This is a genomic window from Pseudoalteromonas sp. 2CM37A (assembly GCF_023161885.1).
Taxonomy (GTDB): Bacteria; Pseudomonadota; Gammaproteobacteria; order Enterobacterales; family Alteromonadaceae; genus Pseudoalteromonas; species Pseudoalteromonas atlantica.
Genome location: NZ_JALNTJ010000003.1, coordinates 149,729 through 173,586 on the forward strand (window position 1 = coordinate 149,729; position 23,858 = coordinate 173,586).

A 23,858-nucleotide genomic window follows, 5' to 3' on the forward strand; every position below is an offset into this window, starting at 1 on the left:
ATGCCACAAATTATTTTTCTTCCCCATCCGGAATTATGTCCTGACGGTGCAGCACTTGAAGCGCCTGCGGGCGAAACAGTCCTTGATGTGGCCCTTAAAAACGGCATTAGCATTCCACACGCATGTGAAAAATCGTGTGCATGTACTACATGCCATTTAGTGATCCGCGAAGGCTTTGACTCACTAGACGAAAGCGATGAGCTAGAAGACGACATGCTAGATAAAGCATGGGGCTTAGAGTCAGAATCTCGCTTAGGATGCCAAGCAGTTATTAGAGATGAAGACTTAGTGGTTGAAATACCTAAGTACAATCTCAATATCGTTAATGAAGAGCACTAGTTTTTAATTAACGAGAATTTTTTTAAAAGCCGCTGTTTTTTACAGCGGCTTTTTTGTTTAAGAGATTGTATAAGCACGTAGCAGCGACTTTATGTCGCGTTTTTAAATGAATGATCACGTAATCATAATCGCCGGGTAAACCCGCTGCTACATTTACACCGTAGCGGCGGCTTTACGTCGCGTTTTTAAATGAATGACCACGTAATCATAATCGCGGGGTAAACCCGCAGCTACATCTTACACCGTAGCAGCGACTTTATGTCGCGTTTTTAAAATAGGCCTAGATCTAAAGTGATCACGTTTTACAGGTCGAATTACAGTCAAGGAATTATCGCTTTTGGCTAAACCCGCTGCTACGCGTTTTACCTAACCCATAAAACTATTTCGGAGGTCTATTTTGAGTAATCTAATTTTTTGTGACTCGTTTATTAATGGTGAATTTTATAAAACCAATAAACGTTTTAGCGTTGACGACCCCGCGACCGAAAAAAGTATTGTTGAAGTAAGTGATATAGACGAGCAAGGCGTTAATAGCGCAATAAAGGCAGCGCAAGGTGCGTTTGTTAAGTTAAAATCAACCAATGCCACTGAGCGAAGTAATACGCTAATGCGTTGGTATGAGCTGATAATAAAACACAAGCAAACGCTTGCTGAGCTAATGACAAAAGAGCAAGGTAAACCGCTTAAAGAGTCGTTAGGTGAAATAGACTATGGCGCTGGGTTTATAAAATGGTTTGCAGAAGAAGCTAAACGCAGTTACGGCGATGTGATCCCCCCAACCGACGATACACATAGATTAACGAGCTTTAAACAACCTGTAGGCGTTGTGGCTGGCATTACTCCTTGGAACTTTCCGGTTGCTATGGTGACACGTAAAGTGGCGCCAGCATACGCTGCAGGCTGTAGCTTTGTGCTAAAACCTTCTGAATATACACCTTTATGTGCTTTGGCGTTGGCATACCTTGCCGATCAAGCCGGGTTTGTAAAAGGGGCTTTTAACGTACTGATTTCGCAAGACGCAAAAACAGTAGGACAAATACTTACAGACTCAGAAGTGGTGCGCAAATTTACTTTTACAGGTTCAACAGGCGTAGGCAAGCAGTTACTTTCTCAGTGTGCGGGTACGACTAAACGTACCTCAATGGAACTTGGCGGAAACGCCCCCTTTATTATTTTTGATAATGCCGATATAGACGAAGCAATCGACGGCCTCATGGCGGCTAAGTTTAGAAACAGTGGCCAAGCATGTGTAGCCGCAAACCGGGTTTTTATACAGCGCAGTATTTTAGATGAAGTGCTTAGTAAAATTACGCCTAAAGTAGCCGCATTAAAAGTAGCCAATGGGTTTGAAGAGGATGTAGACATTGGCCCCCTGATTTACCCAAAAGCGAAAGAAAAAGTGCAGCAGCTTGTGCAAGATGCACTTGATAAAGGCGCAGACCTAATAGGGGATAACAGCGACTTAGGCGGCAGCTTTCAAAAACCGCTCATTGTTACTAACGTAACGACCGAAATGGATATATACCACGAAGAAGTATTTGGCCCGGTATTAACGGTTATTCCTTTTGATGAGGAAAGCGAAGTACTAGCCCTTGCTAACGATGTTCCATATGGCTTAGCGGCTTATTTTTACAGTCAAAATATCAAGCAGATTTATCGTATTAGCGAAGGGCTTGAGTTTGGCATGGTTGGTGTTAACGAAGGGGCTATATCGAACCCTGTAGCACCGTTTGGTGGAGTTAAGCAATCAGGCTTAGGCCGAGAAGGCGGCCATCAAGGGCTTGATGAATACCTTGAAGAAAAATATGTGTGTATCAAAGTTTAAAAACGATGACACCATAAGCCATGAAAAATTGATTACCCAGTAAGATTTAGGTTACTAATACCAATTTGCTTAATTAAGTGATCTATAACTACAGGTTACCTTTTTATTGCTAGATATAGGCCTTAGTGCTACATTTACGGCATAATTTTTGTTTAAAAATAATCAAAAATAAAAAGAATTTCTACTTGTAGAAATAACCCGTGTGTAAATGCCACCGCAAGGTGGCATTTTTTATAGCTTGATGATTAAACTCCACGCCCTCGATAAGCATTTTTAATTATACCGCAGATTCAAACTCGCCTATTTTTATAGTATTACTTCGATACATTTTTAATAAAAATCTAAACGCACTTTAGATTGGATGCTATTTTAAAACAAAAATTAATATAAATAAAAATGGGTGTGTGAAAAGTTATTTCATTGAGGGTAATAAATTAATAATTTATTTTAAATATTGCTAGGAAGTTTATATGAAAAAATAAGAAGAGAAAAAATGGGGCGATTGACGGGGCTTGAACCCGCGACAACCGGAATCACAATCCGGGGCTCTACCAACTGAGCTACAACCGCCACTACACACCTCGTTTGGTGTGGCGCGCATAATACATAATATTATAAATGTTGTGAAGCCTAAAATTAAAAAAAATCAAAAAAAATAAATATTTCATAAAATTGCCTACTATCAGTAAAGGTTCATAAAGAGTGTGTAGCGTAATAGCGCTGACAATAAAAATTATTTTGTAGTGATAATTTACTATTTAATGAGAATAAAATGTAAATTAATGTATACTCACTTGCGAGAAATTGCTTAATAAAAACTATTTGGAGTTACTATGGATTCAATACTTACTTGGCTAAACGAAAACTCAGGCCTAATTTTACACTACGGTATTCAAGCAGTTATTGCGCTTGTTATCTTTTTACTTGGTAGCCGTATTGCCAAGTTTTGTGCAGGTTTAACAGAAAAAACATTCGATAAAAAGAAAGTTGATAAAGCTGTAGGCTCATTTGTATCGAGTATAGTTTATGCCATCGTATTTGCTGCCACTATTTTAATGGCACTTTCGCAAATCGGTATAGAAACAACCTCGTTTATTGCTATTTTAGGTGCGGCTGGCCTAGCTGTTGGTTTAGCGCTGCAAGGTTCGCTGTCTAACTTTGCATCTGGCGTACTTATTATATTGCTTCGTCCATTTAAATCTGGTGAGTTTGTTGAAGCTGGAGGTAAAATGGGAACAGTTAAAAAAATCGAAATATTCTCAACAGAGCTTCGCACTCCAGATAACAAAGTAATTATCGTACCAAATTCACAAATTATGTCTGGTGCTATTACTAACTTCTCGCGTGAGTCTACTCGCCGTATCGATTTAGTAATTGGTGTAGGCTACGATGCTGACTTACGTAAAACAAAAGAAGTATTACAGTCAGTACTTGACGCAGAGACTCGTTTACTTAAAGATCCAGCATACACTGTTGCAGTTTCTGAACTTGCAGACTCAAGCGTAAACTTTATTGTGCGTCCTTGGGTAAATTCTGGTGATTACTGGCCAACGTACTGGGCATTATTAGAGAACATTAAAATTGCATTAGATGATGCAGACATTACAATCCCATTTCCACAAATGGATGTACATTTACACAAGCAAGACTAATACAAATCCGCAATAATACTTAATCATTTTGCGGGGTTAAACGTGTCGCTATCTGCGTTAAAAAATTCTCATTTAGAACAACTAAATAGCGAATTTTTTGCCTGGCTATCAACACGTTTTTCCAGCCTCAAAATAGATTACTTAATTAAGCGAATTAGTATAATTTTTAGGATTAAATAGGTTATTTTTAATGAAATTAAAGCTTTTAACACTGTTAGTTGCAGCATCTGCTGCAACTAACGCATTCGCTGAAGACGCAGAGAAAAAAACGTGGGAAGTAACAAGCGAGCTAGGTGCTATTGTCACTAGTGGTAACACTGAAACTACAACGTTAAAAGGCGGTTTAAAGGTATTACATCACCTAGAAAACTGGAATAACGAGTACAAAATCGACGGCATCTATAAAGAAGATGAAGTAGAAGATGACAACGGCGATAAAGACAAGCAGCGTACGAACGAAAAGTACTCTGCATCTGCGCAAGGTAATTACAAATTAAATGAAAAGAATTCTCATTTATTCATTTATGGTTCACACGTTTCAGACTACTTTGGCGCGTATAGAACTGAATCTGTAATTTCTGCTGGTTACGGCTTACGTTTAATTGACCAACCAGATATGTGGTTAAATGCAGAGTTTGGTCCGGGTTACAAATTTTTTGAATACTCAGACGACAGCACGCAAGTTGATGACGACGGTAACCTACTTGCAGGCGAAAGCGACAGTGAAGTAATTGCTTTAGGTAAACTTGATTACAACTGGCAGATTTCAGACAGTGCACGTTTTACTCAACTTGTATCAGTTGAGTACGGTGACTCAAACACCAAAACGCGTTCAGAAACTGCATTGCTAGCAAAAATAAATGGCTCGCTGCAAATGAAAGTCGCTTTTAATGTTACCAACAACTCAGATGTTGCTGATGACGAAGAAAGCACAGATACAGAGACGTCATTAACGTTAGTATATAGTTTTTAAAAAACACAAAACTTTAATAATGGGTGAGCTTTGCTTACCCATTTTTTTTACCTAAAAAATGGTGTAGTATGCCGCGGCTATCTTTATTTTTAGGAAGGGAACTTTGTGAAGTTAATTAAATTTTTTTCGGCGATGCTGCTATTTAATGCATTACTTTCTTTCTCAGTATTGGGTGCGGAGCAGACTGTACAACCTACAGAGCAACAGCTAGAGCAATTTAAAAAACTGCCTAAGTCTCAACAAAATGCGTTAGCAAAAAAGTATGGTATTGATTTAAGTACCCTAAAGCAATCAAGTGATACAAATACAAAAAATAACGCTTCAATACCTTCTGTGCTTCCTCGTAATAGTGAAAACGAAACCGATGACGAAGAGCTTCAATCAGATGAAGATAAATTTAAACCTGAGCTTGACGAGCTAAAACCCTTTGGTTATGAACTTTTTTCAGGCGAACCGACAACTTTTACACCTTCAGAAAATGCATTAGTACCAAGTACCTATATAGTAGGGCCTGGAGATACGTTCACTATTAATTTGTACGGTAAAGAATCTTTAAATGAAGAGGTTGAAGTTGATAGAGAAGGTCGGCTAGTTATTAATAAGCTACAACCTGTCACCGTTAATGGTATGCAATATAGTGAAGTAGTTGACCTTATAGAGACAAAGGTCGAAAGAGAAATGATTGGTGTGCAGTCGTTTGTTTCTATGGGTAAAACAAGAAATATAAGAATTATGGTTTTAGGGGAAGCGCATCTACCCGGCGCTTATACTGTTCCCGCGTTATCATCGATATCGCATGCATTATTTGTAAGTGGGGGTATCTCTGAAATAGGCTCATTACGTAATATTCAGTTAAAAAGAGCAGGTAAAATAGTTCAAACCCTTGATTTATACGACCTGCTCATCAGAGGTGATAGCACGAATGATGTTATTTTAAAACCAGGTGACGTGGTATTTATCCCAACAGTGGGTAAGCAGATTAGCATTGATGGAGAAGTTCATAGACCTGCTATTTTTGAATTAAAAAGTAGCGAAACAGCAAAAGATTTAATCACAATGGCCGGTGGCTTTAAAGGTGCAGCATACCCTCAAAAAACGATAGTTGAACGCTACACTGGGAACAGTTTTAAAACCATATTGCAGGTTGATTTAACTGACCCCAATTTAAACTATATTGCAAAAAATGGAGACAAACTTAAAGTACCTTCATCAAGCGAAGAGCTAAATGAAGCCGTTACTTTAATTGGTGCGGTAACATATCCGGGTAACTATTCGTGGAAAAAAGGCGATAAAGTTAGTCGTTTGTTCACCTCGATAAAAAGTGACCTATTACCAATAGCTGATTACGAATATGGGATTGTTGTTAGAGAGACCAACCTCAAAGGTGACATTGAGATTCACCAGTTTTCTCCAGTAAAAGCCGCAACTCATGACAAGAATGAAGATATAAGTCTTCAAGCACGTGACAAAATAATCATATTTAGTCGTTTTCAATCTATTGAAGATGAAGAAATTGCTTTAAATTCACTTGCATTAACTGAGGAGCAAATAAAGCTCCGAGAAAGAATGAAAATGTGGAGCGAATACGAAAAGAAACAGTTTTATGAATTTATTGATCTAGGTTCTTCGTTAGACAAAGCATTTGGAGAACAAGTTGAAAATGAGCTTGAAGAAGAAAATAAGAAACTATCACCAATAGGTCAGATGGTAAGCAAAAAAAATGAGTTAGAAGAGGATGAGTTTTCTTACTTTAGTAGGGAACGTTTGTTAAAACCTATTCTTTCCAAGCTAAATCAGCAAGCTGGCTACAAGAGTACGCTAAAGGTATATGCAATTCGTGGTGAAGTGTATCACCCAGGTCTTTATCCTCTCCCAATGAATGCGAATATAGATAAGGCAATTATTTCAGCAGGTGGATTAAAAGAGTCTGCTTATATTGAAAGTGCAGAGATAACAAGATTTACACCAACAAATAAAGGTACGCTAGATCATATCAACGTGAATTTAGATGAAGCTGTGGCTAAACCTAATGATGAAAAGTTTATTGTTAAAAGTAAAGATTCTATCAATATATACCCGATACCAAATTGGCAAAAAGAGTCGAAAGTAAGTTTATACGGTGAGGTTAAATTCCCTGGGGAATACGACATCCGTAAGGGCGAAAGTTTACGAGAATTAATAAAACGTGCGGGTGGCTTAACTGAATATTCATATTCAAAGGGAGCCGTATTCACCCGTGAAAAACTGCGCTTCCAGCAACAGCAGCAATTAAATAAACTGTCCGAAGATTTACGCAGGGATATAGCATCTAAAAGCTTTAATAATTCGGTGACAGACTCTGCATTAAGCTATCAAGATATGACGAACTTAATTAATGACTTAGCTAAAGTTAAAGCGGTTGGTCGTTTGGTTATTGATTTACCTGCTGTTGTAGATGGTAATATCGATATACCATTAGAAAATAATGATATGCTGTATATCCCAAGCAAGCAAAACAGTATCAATGTAGTCGGAGAGGTTAACTTTTCAAGTTCTCATTTATTTGATGCATCATTATCTTACGAAGACTACATAGCGCGTAGTGGGGGCCTTAAACAACGGGCAGATGAAGACCGCATCTATATTATTAAAGCAAGTGGATTGGTTAGTATTCCTAAAAACAACTCATGGTTCTCTGTTAATCGCACTGATATGCTTGAGCCTGGAGACACCATTGTAGTGCCTCTTAACACTGAGCATGTAGACAACTTAACTCTGTGGAGTACAGCGACACAAATATTATACCAAATGGGTATAGCGGTAGCTGCTGTTGGTTCATTATAGAATGAATAAACTAGTTGAATTATCATGAAACGTTTTTTTATTAACATAATAAAACGGCTAATAGATTTTTTTCAGAGCGCAGTATTACCAAGTTGCTCACGTAGTGGTTTTGCTGCAAGTTTTTACTTTACATTTTTTTCAAGAGACTTTTATTACGAGCATAAAGCTATTTTAAAAGCTAAATTAGCTTACTCAAAAAATAAGGGGATACATGGTAAAAGCAGTGCTTTATTAAGAAGAAATATTCATCGTCTTGAAAAAGGGTTAATTATGCGCCCAAGGAGAAATATTTTTGCTTTAGATTACTTACTAGAGACTTTGCAAGTATACAAAAGCGCAAACGAAGTCGAAGGGTTTAGTGAGGTCGAATTGGAGTGGGCTAAGTCAGTACTCAATGAGTACTTTACAGTTGTTGATTGCACTCATCCCCAAATTGCATATGCGTATGAATTTTACCAAGGTGTAAAGACTGTCGTAGGAGATAATCATACAGTTAAGCTTCCTTATATTCAGGCTAACAAAGCTAAACACCATATTAGCTACGAACAACTAATGAAACTGTGTTCAGCGAGAAGATCAACACGGTGGTTTAAGCCGCAAAGTGTTGAGGGTGATAAAATCAATAAAGCAGCAGCTATTGCTCTTCAGGCTCCGAGTGCTTGTAACAGGCAACCATATGAGTTTTATGTTATTAAAAGTCAGCCACTATTATCTAAATTGGTAGATTTGCCAGGTGGAACTGCTGGTTTTTCAGGGAATATACCATGTTTAATAGCTGTTGTAGGTGATCTATCATATTATCCTGAAGCTCGCGATAGACATGTAATATATATAGATGGGGCGCTAGCAAGTATGCAATTTATGCTCGCTGTTGAAACGCTAGGTCTAGGTAGTTGCCCTATTAATTGGCCTGAATTACATACGCTTGATCATAAAGTTAGTCAGCTACTAGAAATACCACAATATAAGCGTGTAGTTATGTTTATGGCTGTAGGTTATCCTGATGAATCAGGGCATATAGCGTATTCTGAAAAAAAACCTTTTGAGAGTACAGTTATAACACTTTAAATTGATAATTAAGTTCACGCTTTTAGAACAATGAAAATTAATGGAGTATATGATGAAAAAAAATAAGGGATTTAGCTTGATGGAGCTAATGATTGTACTAATTATCTTAGGTTTATTAGGTTCGTTGATAGCACCTAAACTATTTTCCAAGGTTAGTTCGTCTAAAATTAAAACAGCAATTGCCCAAATGCAAATGTTTGAAACTGCAATAGATACTTACCGTTTAGATATGGGGACAGTGCCACCTACGCTGGATGCGCTTAGAAAAAGCGATGAGCCAAATTGGGACGGCCCTTATTTACCTAAAGACATTCCTCTAGATCCTTGGGGCAATAGTTACGTTTACAAAGCGCCAGGAGATAATGATTCACTTTATACCATTATGAGCTATGGTCTGGGTGGTGAGCCAGGTGGTACAGATGAAAGTGCGGATATCGTCCACAAATGATAGATTTGGCGCAACTATTAACATCTCAGTTTAAGATAACACAAGCTGACTTGGATAAGGCGAAATCCTACCAGAATCGATATGACGGTAGGTTAGAGCAAATTTTGGTAAATATGGGTTGCTTAACTGAAGAGGATTTAGCACCACTATATAGCCAGCTTTTAGGGTATCCCCTGTTCGTACCTGATAAATACCCTAGCTGGCAACTACCTGACTTCACTGAGCTTTCTACATTGCAAGAGTTCAAAGCATTGGATTGTTTACTTATAGGTGAAGTTGACGGTGTTTGGTTGCTAGCATGTAAAGACCCTTTATCTTTAAATTTAGCGCAATACCTTCAACGATATGATACTAACTTTGAAATATTTGTCGCTACAGAGTCACAATTACAGACCTACTTCTATGAAATTCAGAGTCATACAGAATCAAATATAGATGATGATGAGCTTACCGGAGACGAGGAGGCTAGATTAAGAGAGCTAGCCTCAGAAGCGCCGACTGTAAATTTACTTAATTCTTTAATTACTAAAGCATTAGCTCGTGGTGCGTCTGATATGCACCTAGAGCCACATAAGGGGCACTTTAGGGTACGTTATCGAATAGATGGAGTTTTGCATGAGGTAGATAAGTTAGCTCCCAAAATGCAATTGCCAATAACCACGCGATTAAAAATACTATCAGGGATGGATATAGCTGAAAAGCGGCGTCCACAAGATGGTAAAATAGAAATGCGGATAGCAAACCAAGAGCTTGATATACGTGTTTCGGCACTTCCCTTAAATGATGGAGAAAGTATTGTTCTGCGTTTCCTACTCAAAGAATCAATACGCTATGACATGTCGGTTTTAGGACTATCTAATGACACACAGCATTTAATACAAGAAGATTTAAAAAAAACCACAGGGGTGATTTTACTTACAGGACCAACTGGTTCAGGTAAAACGACAACGTTATATACTTTTTTAAATGAACTAAATCGCCCAAATGTAAAGATCATAACCTTAGAAGACCCTGTAGAATACCAACTAGAGGGAGTAAACCAAGTTCAAGTAAATAATGAGATTGGATTTAACTTCGCGGCAGGTTTACGCTCAATAGTACGCCAAGACCCAGACATAATAATGGTGGGTGAAATTCGTGACGCTGAAACAGCACGTATAGCTCTTCAGTCAGCTCTTACAGGTCACCTTGTATTTAGTACAGTACATACGAATGATGCGGCTAGTGCATATACTCGATTATTAGATTTAGGTGTAGAAGAGTTTTTGTTAAATGCAGCGTTAGTGTCGGTAGTTGCTCAGCGTCTAGCCCGAAGGTTATGTCAGCACTGCGCTACTCCTCTTGAGGGAGCTCAAACGCTATTTGATAAGTACCCTATAGAGGAAGTTGCACTTAATGCAGGTATTGAGATAAATATTAAACAACCAGTAGGTTGTGAACAGTGTAATCACACTGGCTTTAAGGGCCGAATAGCAATAAATGAATATCTAAGTTGTGATGATACAATAAAGCAAATACCTAAAAACGATCAATTTATAAGTAAAGCCAAAGAACATAACCAGAAATTAAAGCGTCGTAATTTGATGCAAGATGGTTTGTATAAAGTAATAACCGGCGTTACAACGATAGATGAAGTTCTCAGAGTAGCAGGCTAATGGAATTTGAATACAAAGCTATAGATAGTCAAGGGGCAAGGCACCAAGGGGCTATTTCTGCTAATAGTAAATCTGATGCTTATTCAAAGCTTCTAGAACAGGGGTTAAATGCTTTATCTATAAATGCGATAGCAAAAGAAAACAGTTTAGCTAGTTTATTTGGGCAAAAGGTCACACTGGATCAGCTAGAGTTTTTTACCAGCGAGCTATCACTATTATTAGAAAGTGGAATAAGAGTAGACCGTGGTATAGATATTATTAAACAGGCCAATGCTCACCCTGCTTTGAGTCGTTTACTCAGTCAAATCTCGTCAGCACTTAAAAAAGGTGCTTCATTGAGTGATGCATTTTCAGAGCACGAAGATCTATTTGGGCCTTTATACATCAACTTACTTAAAATAGGTGAAAGTTCAGGGAATTTACCTGAGGTATTGAATAGGTTATCTAATGATTTAAAGTTTCAAAAAGACTTACGCAGTCAGATAAGTACAGCGCTTACATACCCAAGCGTAATATTTTTTGTTTGTATCATGGCTGTGTATTTTGTGCTTACATTCATTGTACCAAAAATGTCAGGTATTTTTACTGACTTAAGCCAAGCACCTTGGTACACGCAAATGATCATTAACGTAAGTAACTTTTTTGTTGATTATCAAGTGATTATTATTTCAGGTGTCATTTCTGTAATAACTGGATTAGCGTATGCTTTAAAGCGCCCGAACGTAAAAAATTGGTTCTATGTTAAGGTTTCTCACTTACCTGGCATCGGTAAAGTTATACTCACGGCAGAAAGAATACGGTTTGCTCAGTCGATGGCTATGATGCTGGAGGCTGGGCTACAACTAGATACGACACTAGAATTGACAGCGAATACTCTCAAACATCCAGAATTAAAACGTGATGCCAGGCTTGCTTTAAAGCAATTGAAGTCTGGTAAGTTATTAAGTGCAGTACTTGCTAAAACAAGAATTTTTCCTGACTTTTTTTTATCCATAATTAAAGTTGGAGAGGAAACTGGACGTTTACCGCGTGTGTTTTCTGAAATAGCCCAGCGCAGTAAAGCTGACCTTGAAAGCGTTATAAAAAAATTAACAACTATGCTAGAACCTATTATGTTGATTTTTATGGGGGGCTTTGTCGGTGGCATAGTGATAACCATGTTAATGAGTATGGTTTCTATAAATGATGTCCCTTTTTAGTAAACAAAAAGGCTTCTCACTAATCGAGTTGATGGTTGTAATGGCCATTGTAGCAACGTTAATGGGACTGACTGGAGCCTTACTAAACAAAAATGTAAACCAACAACAACGATTGGTCGAAATAGAAAAAACTCAGCATATTTTTAAAATGCTGGCTTATAAAGCCTATTATCAAGGGTATCCAATACACGTAAAAACACACGATAACGCCTTAACGATTGAAATTAATGGTGTAACAAAAGTCATTAATTTTAAAGAGTTACACTTTCAAAATATTAGTTTTCTGGTTTCTACACGCTCAACAGTGTTTCCTAAATATTTTAAAATAGTCGTAAATGGCAATGAACAAGAGCATGAAATAATTGGAATGTTTAAGCCCTATGAGCAAAGATAAAGGATTTACATTAATAGAAGTGCTTATTGCTGCAATTATTTTATTTTCGGCTTTAGCATTAATAAGTGATATTTTTAAAAGCGCAATGCTTTCATCATCTAAAGCTGTTTCAAACTCGCAATACTACCAAACTTCGACCTCAGCAATTAGTGCCATTAAAGCGAGTCTACGCGAAAAGGTTAACGGCAAAAATATTCAAGTTGCAGAGGGCGCAATGACACTCTTTAATATTAGTTACGAATGGAAAGCGAATCGCACCTCCTTTAAGCGAATTGCCTTCAGCGAGCTTGATGACTATACGCCCGAGCCTCGTTTTTCCATATATGATGTTCAAGTCACAGCCAAGCAAAGAGATAAACAAAGAAGCTTTTCATTTGAGGTTTCAACATGGTAAATAAAAAGGGACAAAAAGGATTTACACTAATAGAGTTAATGCTTGCAATGACCTTGCTTATGTTAGTGCTGTTTGCTGGCTATTATGGGTATGGCCTATTTACTGATAAGTGGCAAAAGCGAACTCAATTTTATTGGCAACAAACTCAGCAAACTTTAGCATTTGATGCTATTTCTCGGGTTTTTGAATCCACTTTCCCATATATTGTTAACTCTGATAATAATGAACCAGCACAGTATTTTTCGGGGGACCAAAATCGAGTGATATTTGTTACTACTTCACCTTTATTTACTAAAGAAACGTCTGTTGTAGAGTTTAAAATATTACAAAACGAAAATACATATTCACTTGCCTATAATGAAGCGTCAATGAGAGGTAATTTATTATTAAATCAATCAGATACTATTAGATGGCAGCATCAAATAATACTTCTCGAAAACTTACAAAATATATCATTTGAGTATTATGGCTGGAAAAACCTGCAAGAAGTATTTACCAACATAATTGGCGATGAAGACGAAAGAAAAGGGGCTCCAAGCTTTTATCAACAACATATTATGGAAGAGCGAAGAGTACTGCCAGTGAGCGTATACATTAATATAAAAGCTAAAGAAGGAGAGCAAAGTAGATTTTTAATTTCACTTCCTACGCAAGCTTCCAGTGTTTTAGCCGACTATCTACAAGAAGAAGTCTAATGTTTCTACAGCGCGGGATTGCATTAATACAGGTACTTATTATTGCGATGATATTAAGTATTTTAGGAATCTACATATTACAGTCGAGCAAAGACCAGGTAGCTATTACCGACGCTATCAAAATAGCTTTAGATCAAAGAATTGAAATTGAAAATGCAGAATCAAAAATTCTTCATACTTTACTTAGTGAGTTTAGAATTAAAAACTTACAAAGTGAAAATGAGATTGTTAGACAATGGAATTTTCACAATAAGCCTTTTACGTTAGACAATGTTAGTGTGCAAATCCAAGACTTAAATGGCTTAATTAGTTTAAACGAAGTGAATAAGTCAACCTTAGACGATTTTTTTGTGCAATATGGAGTGGACAAAAATCTAAGCGAACAATTTATAGCCTCATTAACCGATTGGATTGATAAGGACGATAATATAAAATATAACGGTGCAGAGCGCGCCTATTACGAAAAAATGGGACTAACAGGCCCAAGAAATGGATTGTTACAATCTGTTGAAGAAGTTTTTTATATAAAAAACCATGACATACTGCCCGAGGAAGATTGGTATAAGTATTTCACAGTTGCTAATGTTAACGGCTTTAACCCTGCGCATTCTCCTGAGCAAATACTAAAGTCTTTCATTAAAAACGATACAAAGGTAGCTAAACTTATTGAACTGCGTAATAATAAGCAACTTAATGGACATGTATTTTACAATGAAACAGGGATTGATTCAGATGAGTTTCTAAGCTTTCTAACTGGTGATAACCTCAGAATCACCCTCACAGCCAAAAATCAGCAACAAAAAACCACAAAAACCTTTACTGTTAAGCTGAGAGCCCGTTCATTAACTCGTCCAGTCGTAATTACGAATGTAGTATGGAATTAATATGAAAAGTTATAATTTAATTCAACAATTGAAATCTAAGGATTGGCTTAATCACCATGTTGCATACTTCCACGAAACACTTTTTTCACTAACAGATAAAGGCTTTTCTGAGATACAGAACACACCAAAAGTTATTATAGTTGCCAGGCAGTATTATACAGAGACATGGCAAACATACCCTTCTATCTCGTTAAAAGAATTGAAAGAGTTATTAAAACTTCAAAATAGCAACAAACAGAATAAAATAACTAAAACAAACTACTCGAAAAATGAGCAGCAAGAAGGCTTTGATGTCAAAACTATTGAGTTCAATGAGTTCATATCAACGAGGTTCTCGCAAAGTTTTTTAATCCCCGAAACTGATTTAATAGCACATAGTTACGAGCGCGAAAGTATCGCTATGGAACTAAATACGCCAGCGGGGGTATTATTTTATGCGCAAGCTGAAGGTAAAGCACGTAGCACGTATAAAAGAGGTTTAGTTTCCTCACTAGATATTTTCTCTCTCAGTGTAGGTTTATCTGATAATGCCAAAAGGGTTCAATTAGAAAGTAGCCAGTATAGTAAAGCGTTACTGAGCACGTTAAAAAACTATCCTCTATCAAAGCTTAATAAGTTAATCTCTAGCGACTTCACAAAAAGCGTAAACCTAAATATGTTGCACGCGATTTATTGGGCTCCAATGATTACTGCAACACTCTTCATTTTGATTATGAATGGCTACTTTATGTTGCAGCATAATACTTTAGAAGAAAAGCTTAGTGCTAAAAATCAACAAATCTCCACTTTGTTAGCCAAACAAAAGCATATTGATGAAACCAACAGATACGTATCAGATGTATCTAATGAACTAACAAGCGTGCCAAGAGTACTAAGTCACTTTCAAATTGCATATGAGGCAATCAATGCCGGTATGGAAATACAGCAATTTAAAGGCGGCGCTAATGAAATAATGATACGAGGCTTTGCTAATTCTGCGTCAACGGTATTATCTGCAATAAGTGAGTTACCAGAGTTATCGAGTGCGCAATTTAATGGCCCTGTAAGAAAATCAGGAAAAAGAGACTACTTTGTAATGACGTTAAAGTTAGCGACAACCAATGAAAAATGAAATAATAAAATACCAGCATTACTTGTTGCTTATTCTGGCTCTTATAATAACCCAATTTATTTTAGAGCCACTGTGGCAGCATGGGCTTGATACCCAGAGTAAAATCCAGTTAATGGAAAAAAAAGCAGACAAAATTGCAGGTTTGCTTTCAGTCAAAGAGCAGATAGATGAACAAGATAAATTAATCTCTTCTAAGTTATTGCAGCTTCAACCATATTTATTTCCTGCAAGTTCGGAATCTGAGTTTAAGCTTTTAGCACAAGGAAAAGTTGAATCAGTATTATCTGATGCAAATTGCAACATTGATAGCATAGGGTGGAAAAGTCGTTCAAAAGTAGAACAAAGCCTAATTCGTTGGACATTAGAGGCAAGGTATAAAGGCAATGCAGAGTGTGCATTAAAAGCTATACGAACATTTGAACACCAAAAACCCGTGATTAATATTTCTGAGTACTCTCTTGGCGGCAGAGAAGTATCTGGTAGTAAAAGAAACAATATGGTTATTCAAATAAATTTAGTAATGTGGCAAAACATAAAAGAGGTTGCATTATGAAGTGGTTTATTGGCTTCTTATGCTTATTAACGGTATATCTTTTATTCGACGGTCTTTCGCTATCAGCGCATTCTTCTTCTGATAAAAAGCATAAGTATACTTCCTCACAAAGTATTAACCCTGTAAAAGAGCAGGAAATTTTACCTGTTGAAAAAGAATGGTTGGCTTATTTGCAAGAGCAAGAAGAGAAAAAACCGGCCCCAGAAGCAGCAAAAAATAACAAGGTTGATAAACCACCATATCCAACAATTACTATTGGTGAAAAAAATTATCAGTTACTAGGGATTTTTAAAAAAGATAAACACCCCTTTGTATTATTAAAAGCGGTTAATTCAGAATTAATCGAGTTACAAGAAGGAGCGGCTCTTTCTGAAGGGGTCGTTCTTCAAGCAATAACTGCTTCCGCTATTACCTTATCTCAAGGTGATGAACTAATAAAATTTAAACTTTTTGAACGTAGTGACCATGTCGAATAGATTATTTAAAACAACAATTATACTTCCGTTAATGCTAGGGCTAACTAGCTGTGCATTGTTGGAGCCTAAATCGCATGTTCAGGCCGAGCGTGTCACCGTAAACGCATCTTATCTTGATGAACCACAAGCTAAGGTTCAAGCTGAGGAAGTTAATAAGGCGGAAAATAAACACGAAGGTAATAATGTTGAGTATCTGACGCGTTTATCGGGCACTAAGCAAGGCTTAACTTTAGAATTAGATTTATCTGACAGCATAAAGAGTAATAAAACTTTTCAAGTATCCGTTAATGCTTTACCACTTAATGATTTTATTCATTATATCTTTGGTGAGCTGCTAGACGTTTCATATCTACTTGAAGCGAGTGTTAAAGCTAATGCTACACCTGTAACTTTGGACCTAAAACAAGAAATACCTGCAAAAGAGCTATTTTTACTGGCTCAACAAATCCTTTCTCAGAATAATATTAACATTGTAAAAAATGATCGTATTTTCTTTTTGCATACTAACAACGCAAATACTAAAACGGATAAAGCATTTGGTTTTGGTAGAACAGAAGACTCTGTACCTAACGTTTCAGGTGAAATTGTCCAACTTGTTCCTATCCTTTATGATATGAAGGCAGGCTTACGAAGTATCATAAACCAACTAGTTGACGCAAAAACAAACTATGATGCATCCCAAGGCTTACTAACTATAGTTGGTTTGCGCGAACAAGTTATTCGATCTTTATCATTGATTGGTTTACTCGACAGCCCATTTATGTATAACAAATCAAGCGCGCTTCTTAGCTTTGAATACATAAATTCAGAAACGTTTACCGAAAAAGTATCAGAAATACTTGCCCAAGAAGGTATTAGTGTTTCTAAAGGTGGGTTACGCTCAACCAATGTTAAATTTGTACCACTAGAACATTTAGGTAAAGTGGTTGTGTTTGCTAGTAGCGATGAAGTTATTGACCGAGTTACATTTTGGTTAAAGCAACTAGATAAACCTGTTGCAGGGGCAGAGCAAAGTTTTTATATTTACAATCCGCGCTATGCCAGAGCATCAGATTTAGGTGAGAGCTTAGCACCTTTGCTAGGGGGGAGTACCTCAAGCTCACCTAGAGTCTCATCTACTAACTCAGAAACATCTAGCGCGAGTACTGTTAATAGTAATAGAGGCGAAGCCAATAGCGTTCAAACAATAGAAGGCGATAATGTTCGCCTAGTGGTTGATAGCAGAGCTAACGCCCTTATTTTTTACTCCACGGGGCAGCACTTTCAAGAGTTACAGCCAATCATTCGTCAGCTCGATATTATGCCTAAACAAGTAATGATGGAGGTCGTTATTGCTGAGGTAAAACTGACTGGCGCTTTCTCTAAAGGTGTTCAATTTGCTATTGAGAGCGGAAAAGCGTCTAGTCGTACAGAAAGCTTTAGCTTTGACGGTGAAGAAGGCTTTAACTACTCAATTGTAGGCTTGCCGGGGAATATTAGCGTAAATCTTTCACAGACAGATGGTCTTGTTAATGTGTTATCTCGCCCTACATTACTTGTGCGTGATGGTGTGGCTGCAAATATAAGTGTGGGTGATGATATACCTACGGTAGGAAGTACTACAACCGATCCAATAAGCGGTGATCGTCAAACCACGGAAGTAACTTATAGAAAAACAGGTGTTGATCTAACGGTAACACCAACTATAAATGCGCAAGGCACGGTTATTATGTCTATTTCACAAAATATTTCTAATGTTTCAACAGATGGCTCAGGCGTTGCTGGCAATCCATCAATTTTTGAACGAACGTTAAGTACAGAGGTTGTAGCCGGGAATGGGCAAACTGTTATGTTGGGTGGCCTTATCAGCGAAAATAAATCTAACGGTGCGTCGTCAGTACCATTTTTTGGGGACTTACCATTGTTTGGGCATTTGTTTAGATCAGATACAAGTAGCTCAGACAAAACTGAATTAGTAATTTTAGTAACGCCTAAAATTGTCCAAAATAGCGAAGATTGGGAGCGTGTTAAAGGGAGTTTTCTTAAAGGTTTAGAAAATATTTCTTTTTAATTTTTTACTCTACCTCAATTTTAGTGAGTATTGGGCTTTTAGCTTTTAAATTAAAAACTACACATTTAAGTGTATATTCAATAGGCGAATATCTACTTATTATGGAGTAGCTAAAAAGAATTCTGTAATGAAATAGTCACAAGGCGTTGGTTTAATATAAACGAGCAGCTGCTAGGCTATTTGTACAGTTTAAATAAGGGTTTAATACATATATTTGCTGCTTTATTTTTGTAAGTAAGCGGTTAATGTTATGTATTAATTTTAATCATAAAATATTCACTATATTAGGTAATTTACTTGACATAACCTGAATAAGCCCTTAAATTTGCATTGATCTGGCAACCTGCTGTCAGAACAATAAAATCTCGATGTATTGCAAACTTTGTTATACATCTGTTTCATGGAACTATGGAGAACGGAAACAAAATGAAATTATTCAAAAAAGCACTTTTAGCAACAGCTATCATGGGTACAATGGGTGCACAAGCTGCAACTATTTCTAGCGAAGCACTAAACCTTTCTAAAGAAGGTGCAGCACTAGGCGTTATCCCAACAGAACAAACTGTAGTGTTTGATGTTGTTGTAGATAAAGATCACCCATCAGCATCTGTAATCACTATTAACTTCGACAAAAACGTTGATGTAAACGACTTACTTGGTGGTGATGTAATTCAAACAGTTGGTGGCGGTACAGCTTATGCTGGTGACGTAGCATTTAACTACGGTACTGGTAGCTTCACGTTCGATGACGTAAAAGTTTTTGATCGTGACCAAACTAAAGGCGAAACTGATGCAATTAGCTTCAAAGTAAACCTTGGTAACCCACTTACAGCAAACTCAGCATTCCGTGTAACTTTAGGTGCACACCAACTAGATGCAGAGCGTGATGATCAGGGTAATGTTGTTACAGCTGGCCCATCTAAAGATGAAGTTACAATTGCTGGTGTATCGAACATCAACTACATCTCGAAGAAGCCAGATGGTTCAGTAATCGAAACTGGTGTTGGCGAGCTTGCTAAAGAAGTTTCTCAGTTTAGCTTTAAAATTGATGAAAAATTAGACGGTATCATCAGCCGTACTGATCAAACTGACTGGTCAGAAACTAACTTTACTTCAATTGAATCTGATGAGCTAGAGTACACTCTTACTAATGACGAGACTATGGGTCTAGCACTTTTAGGTGCAGATATTAAAGTAGAGTTTACTGGTAACTTTGACGGCGTTGAAGATTTTAACGGTATTTCTCGTCCTGCTATCGATTACGTAAGTGTTCCAGCAGTAGGCAGAACTTTAGGTGCTAGAGCGCCGTTTGTAACTAACGATGCAGGTAAAACAATTGCTGTAGATATGCGTTATGCTACAGCTGCAGGTGCTGAAGGTACTAAGCTTGCTGCTGATGAGCAATTAGTATTTACTAATGAAGACGACACTGCTAACCCTGATGCTCGTCAAGCATCTGAAATCCCAGTAACTGGTGATGTTAAAGCAACTGTTACACTTTACAATGCTGATAACAACTTAAAAGCTATCCCAACTGGTGGTTACCCACTATACAATGATGTTGATGCAGGTAAATGGACTATTGATGCGACTATCGTAAACGTACCATACATGCCAATTAATGCACCTAGCACTAACTCATTCATCCACTTCGCAAACGAAATCGATCGTGAAGTTGATGTTATCGTAACTGCTATCGATAACAACGGTGTTGAGTACGGTCCAATGGACTTAGGCTTCAACCTTCGCCCAGACACTGTTGAAAAACTATCTATGAAGTACATGGATGAGTTATTTGGTCTTGGTGGTCAATCTACTAAGTTAAGCCTTACATTCAACCTTGATGCATTCAAAAATGATGTTGGCGTATACGCAGTTAGCCAAAACGACCAAGGTCGTACTGAAGTATCTAGCTCACAACAAAAATAATATTGCTTAGTCAATATGTTAAAAACCCGGCTTAGGCCGGGTTTTTTGTCTTTCGTATTTGTGTTTAAAAGGTGAAACCATGAAATTAAAAACAAGTTTATTATTATGTGCGCTAGCATTTGCAAACTTGAATGCTGCTTATGTACAAGCGTCAAATGCAAAAGTATTATCAGCAAGTAGCAGCGACAATAGCTGCAAATTTGATGTGAGTTTTAATACAGACCCGCAAGTAAAAGAACAAACCATGAATGTTTCTCAAGGCGTTGAGCTAAAGCTTAAGCAATATATTGCTGTACGTACACACAGAGGCGCCAACATTGCGAGTAATGTGATATGCCAACATTTGGTAGGTCAGCAGTACACAGGCTCACAAGAAGAATGGAAAGGTTTTATTAATACTGCAGTACAAGGCATGATGCAGCATGGCTTTAAAGACTTAAAATTTACTAAAGTAGGCACTGATGATGCTGCCTATAAGGGTCAATACCCCAATTTTGAGTATACCTTTACAGGTGATATAGGTGGAAATAAGCAGATTATTCATAACCTAGCAGTACTTGATAAAAAAAATAATCAAGTAATCACTTTTTCAGTGAGCGGAAATGAAAAAGTAGAAAGTGAGATTAAATCTGATTACCAGCAACTTATTAATTCATTTAGCCTTTAGTTTTTACTGTCTTATATAGCAAGTAATACCAATCGTAATAATACTTAACCTAAACTCTGGCTACGAGGTTTTTAGCATATTTTATTTAGCCTATTGCAAGTAAATTCAACGCAATTAGCACTTAAAATAGCTGCTAGAGATAGATTTATTATCCAGAGTTCAGGTTATTTAATCATTTTTATGAGCTAAACGCGTCGCTACCGCGTTAAAAAATTCTCATTTACGACTGCATGGATACAGAAGGTAGAGCAATGCAGTAGCAATTGCCGAGAACAACTAAATAGCAACTTTTTTGCCTAGGGCGTGTTGAACTATGATGGTTGCATTTACAGTGTTGTGTTTGGTTTTTGAACAATACGGGGTCTATGTAGTATGGTTATTCCCCATAAATGGGCGATAACGCAGCATAAATGCCAAACATGCGCAGCCCTCTAGGTTATTTCTATGACGTAGGTAAGGGGCGTGAGCGGGACGCGAAAGCTTTGCTCGGTTTTTACTTATTCTTACAAGGATGTAAGTCACTAGAATAACGCAGGAGCAGTTATCGAGCCCACTAGGTTACAAACCTAGCGCCGCGATTTAATTGCCCTGGATTGAACGAGTTTTAACCTGTAAAGGCCTGCGTCCCCTAATTATCAACATGCTTTTCCAGCCTCAAAATAGATCACTCAATTAAGTGGATTGGTATAAATTAGAAAATTGGCGTTGCTCAAATCATTAAGTAACGCCTTAGTTTATAGTATATAAAGGTTGAAAGTTTAACTGGCTGATTTTAATTGATAATTTTAGGGTAAATGTAATTTTCGGCTACAAAGTTAGAACCCTCAACTGTTAAATGCCCATAGTCAAATGTTATCAATGTATCATCGATTTTAGCTCTACAGTTAAGTTTGCTCTCTCGGTAAGAGCATAAGTTTTTTAGCATATCTATGAAGATAAAGTTTTTGTTTTGCGCATGGAACTCATTTAAATAAGCGTTACTTTTTAAAATTTTCTTATCAAAGTTAGGGTCTGAAATAAAGACTTCACCCTTATGCCTTTGTAAATAAATGGCGGGTAATGAAGGCTTCCATTGCGGTAAAGGACCTATTATTACAACTTTTAATACACCCATTGAATGTAATTGTTTAATTGTATTTCCCCAATCGTTTTTTTCGTGCCAACCTCGTTGTCCCAATACTACAATCTCAGGTTTATTATCTAAAACAACCTGATATGCTAAATCGTTAGAGTAATCACAACCAACATCATGGCGGTCAAAGCCATTCTTGCGGTGTACAAAAGAAGGAGCGCAACCTGAGGAGGTTAACAGGTTAAAGGGCATACTATCCCCAAGAGACTTTCTTAAACCGGTTGAAATTGATCCTATATGTGAATCTCCCCACAGAAAAATACCACCTTGCTCTGAGCTGATACAATCATTTCCAACGTTGGGCTTTTTAGTCTTAAGAATCCGGTATGAAGCATTACATTTTAAAAATAAACCGGAGGGATCCATTTCATAATTTTTGTAGGTTTCTATAAACTGATTGTCTGGACCTTGAGATTTTGCCCGCAGGTCAAAGCTACCATCATATATATTAACGGTAAAAGCAGCGCCTAAAGTAGTTAGCAGTAATACAGCAGTGGTGTAGCCAGATATTTTCTTTTCTATTAATTTATAAGAGATCATACCTAACAAAAGTGATAACAGTATCAATAAAAGAATATTTTTGGTGTTATAAATTAAATAGCCATTCATAAAAACAACTAAAGGCCAATGCCATAAATAAATAGAGTAAGACCATGTACCTAGTTTTTGAAATACAGCGTTATTCATTAATCGGCTATCATCACGATGAGCAATAATAATAAAAAACGTCCCAAGGGCAGGGAACAATGCCAAGTAACCGGGCCAAATACTTTCTTTTGAAACCAAAACGTAACTGCTGATCACCAACAATAAACCAAAATATTCTAGTAGTTTCTTGCGCTCAACCTTTAATTGCAAAGGGTATAGAAAAGCTAACCCACCGAGCATCATTTCCCACGCTCTTGCTGGCAATAAATAATAAGCAGCAGTAGGCCATTTGTTAGATGCAATAATGCATAAAATAAAGCTTAAAACCGTAGCAACTAAAATACTTGCTTTCATTACTTTTACAGGCATGAATTTTTTCATTGCAACTAATACTAAGGGGTAAAGTATATAAAATTGCCATTCGACAGAGAGTGACCACGAATGTAATAGCCACTTTTCATGGGATACAGCGTCAAAGTAACCAGACTCTTTCCAATAGGTTATATTTGAAACAAAGCCTAACGAAGAAATTATATGTTTAGAAATAGTGGAAAAAGAATAGTTAAGCTCAAAAAACCAAGCAAAAATTAATAGCGCTATACATAGCACGGCCAACGGTGGAATTATTCTATTTGCACGGGCTTTATAAAACTTAATAATAGAAAAAGTTTGCTGCTCTATTCCTTTAAATATTATAGCGGTCATTAAAAAACCAGAAATAACAAAAAAGACATCAACACCGGCAAACCCGCCAGACATCCAAGATTCATTAAAATGGTACAAAACAACGGCGATAACAGCTAAAGCCCTAAGTCCATTTATATCTTTCCTAAACTGCAAAACAACCACCTTTATCTAATTTGAAGAAGCCAGATTATACAAGCTAACGATTAGGCAATAACATTAAATTGCCTTATAAATATTTTAAAACAATAATATACGA

The 23,858-nt window shown here is 37.1% G+C and carries 20 protein-coding genes and 1 tRNA gene; 19 read left to right on the forward strand and 2 right to left on the reverse strand.

The genetic code is table 11. From position 1 onward, the window contains the following. Entirely contained in the window at positions 1 to 339 is a 339-nt protein-coding gene (fdx, locus tag MTF68_RS08070) for an ISC system 2Fe-2S type ferredoxin (RefSeq protein ID WP_004585776.1), read from the forward strand. 397 nt (positions 340 to 736) lie between these two features. Further along, positions 737 to 2,164 carry an NAD-dependent succinate-semialdehyde dehydrogenase gene (locus MTF68_RS08075; RefSeq protein WP_248462179.1) on the forward strand — a complete coding sequence of 476 codons (1,428 nt, stop codon included), beginning with the start codon at positions 737 to 739 and terminating at the stop codon, positions 2,162 to 2,164. Positions 2,165 to 2,658: 494 nt separating this feature from the next. On the opposite strand, the gene MTF68_RS08080 is transcribed toward MTF68_RS08075, so the two are convergent. Beyond that, positions 2,659 to 2,734 (reverse strand) — tRNA-His (locus tag MTF68_RS08080). A 263-nt stretch (positions 2,735 to 2,997) separates the two neighbouring features. Here MTF68_RS08080 and MTF68_RS08085 point away from each other — a divergent pair. From MTF68_RS08085 to MTF68_RS08165, 17 genes are all read left to right on the forward strand, one after another. Beyond that, entirely contained in the window at positions 2,998 to 3,816 is an 819-nt protein-coding gene (locus MTF68_RS08085) for a mechanosensitive ion channel domain-containing protein (RefSeq protein WP_024032471.1), read from the forward strand. A 190-nt stretch (positions 3,817 to 4,006) separates the two neighbouring features. Further along, complete coding sequence (locus MTF68_RS08090) at positions 4,007 to 4,789, forward strand: DUF481 domain-containing protein (RefSeq protein WP_029773724.1); 783 nt, start codon at positions 4,007 to 4,009, stop codon at positions 4,787 to 4,789. A 105-nt stretch (positions 4,790 to 4,894) separates the two neighbouring features. After that, positions 4,895 to 7,612, forward strand: a complete 2,718-nt coding sequence (locus MTF68_RS08095; RefSeq protein WP_348983617.1) for an SLBB domain-containing protein — start codon at positions 4,895 to 4,897, stop codon at positions 7,610 to 7,612. A 24-nt stretch (positions 7,613 to 7,636) separates the two neighbouring features. After that, positions 7,637 to 8,680, forward strand: coding sequence for a nitroreductase family protein (locus MTF68_RS08100; protein ID WP_248462180.1), 1,044 nt, complete (start codon positions 7,637 to 7,639; stop codon positions 8,678 to 8,680). 49 nt (positions 8,681 to 8,729) lie between these two features. Then, entirely contained in the window at positions 8,730 to 9,128 is a 399-nt protein-coding gene (gene gspG, locus MTF68_RS08105; RefSeq protein ID WP_348983618.1) for a type II secretion system major pseudopilin GspG, read from the forward strand. Next, positions 9,125 to 10,783, forward strand: coding sequence for a GspE/PulE family protein (locus MTF68_RS08110; protein WP_248462181.1), 1,659 nt, complete (start codon positions 9,125 to 9,127; stop codon positions 10,781 to 10,783). Before gspG ends, MTF68_RS08110 begins: the two co-directional genes overlap by 4 nt. Continuing rightward, entirely contained in the window at positions 10,783 to 11,982 is a 1,200-nt protein-coding gene (locus MTF68_RS08115; RefSeq protein ID WP_248462182.1) for a type II secretion system F family protein, read from the forward strand. Before MTF68_RS08110 ends, MTF68_RS08115 begins: the two co-directional genes overlap by 1 nt. Continuing rightward, entirely contained in the window at positions 11,966 to 12,376 is a 411-nt protein-coding gene (locus MTF68_RS08120; protein WP_248462183.1) for a prepilin-type N-terminal cleavage/methylation domain-containing protein, read from the forward strand. The genes MTF68_RS08115 and MTF68_RS08120 overlap by 17 nt, the downstream gene beginning before the upstream one ends. Next, on the forward strand, positions 12,363 to 12,770 hold the full coding sequence (locus MTF68_RS08125; protein ID WP_248462184.1) for a prepilin-type N-terminal cleavage/methylation domain-containing protein: 408 nt from the start codon (positions 12,363 to 12,365) through the stop codon (positions 12,768 to 12,770). The genes MTF68_RS08120 and MTF68_RS08125 overlap by 14 nt, the downstream gene beginning before the upstream one ends. Continuing rightward, positions 12,764 to 13,465, forward strand: a complete 702-nt coding sequence (locus MTF68_RS08130) for a prepilin-type N-terminal cleavage/methylation domain-containing protein (protein ID WP_248451597.1) — start codon at positions 12,764 to 12,766, stop codon at positions 13,463 to 13,465. The genes MTF68_RS08125 and MTF68_RS08130 overlap by 7 nt, the downstream gene beginning before the upstream one ends. Beyond that, positions 13,465 to 14,349 carry a type II secretion system protein GspK gene (locus MTF68_RS08135; RefSeq protein WP_248451595.1) on the forward strand — a complete coding sequence of 295 codons (885 nt, stop codon included), beginning with the start codon at positions 13,465 to 13,467 and terminating at the stop codon, positions 14,347 to 14,349. The genes MTF68_RS08130 and MTF68_RS08135 overlap by 1 nt, the downstream gene beginning before the upstream one ends. Before the next feature lies 1 nt (position 14,350). Continuing rightward, complete coding sequence (locus tag MTF68_RS08140; RefSeq protein ID WP_248462185.1) at positions 14,351 to 15,460, forward strand: hypothetical protein; 1,110 nt, start codon at positions 14,351 to 14,353, stop codon at positions 15,458 to 15,460. Next, positions 15,450 to 16,013 (forward strand): hypothetical protein, encoded by a 564-nt coding sequence (locus MTF68_RS08145; protein WP_248462186.1) that lies wholly within the window; start codon positions 15,450 to 15,452, stop codon positions 16,011 to 16,013. Before MTF68_RS08140 ends, MTF68_RS08145 begins: the two co-directional genes overlap by 11 nt. Then, positions 16,010 to 16,489 (forward strand): hypothetical protein, encoded by a 480-nt coding sequence (locus tag MTF68_RS08150; protein ID WP_248462187.1) that lies wholly within the window; start codon positions 16,010 to 16,012, stop codon positions 16,487 to 16,489. The genes MTF68_RS08145 and MTF68_RS08150 overlap by 4 nt, the downstream gene beginning before the upstream one ends. After that, a complete protein-coding gene (locus MTF68_RS08155) occupies positions 16,479 to 18,539 on the forward strand; it encodes a secretin N-terminal domain-containing protein (protein ID WP_248451591.1) in 2,061 nt (686 codons plus the stop codon). Before MTF68_RS08150 ends, MTF68_RS08155 begins: the two co-directional genes overlap by 11 nt. A 426-nt stretch (positions 18,540 to 18,965) precedes the next feature. After that, positions 18,966 to 20,468, forward strand: coding sequence for a hypothetical protein (locus tag MTF68_RS08160; protein WP_248462188.1), 1,503 nt, complete (start codon positions 18,966 to 18,968; stop codon positions 20,466 to 20,468). A 79-nt stretch (positions 20,469 to 20,547) separates the two neighbouring features. After that, the gene (locus MTF68_RS08165) at positions 20,548 to 21,135 is read left to right on the forward strand and encodes a hypothetical protein (protein ID WP_248462189.1); all 588 of its coding nucleotides are present in this window, start codon (positions 20,548 to 20,550) and stop codon (positions 21,133 to 21,135) included. 772 nt (positions 21,136 to 21,907) lie between these two features. Here the strand turns inward: MTF68_RS08165 and MTF68_RS08170 are convergent. Beyond that, a complete protein-coding gene (locus MTF68_RS08170) occupies positions 21,908 to 23,764 on the reverse strand; it encodes an acyltransferase family protein (protein ID WP_248462190.1) in 1,857 nt (618 codons plus the stop codon). Positions 23,765 to 23,858: the final 94 nt, after the last annotated feature.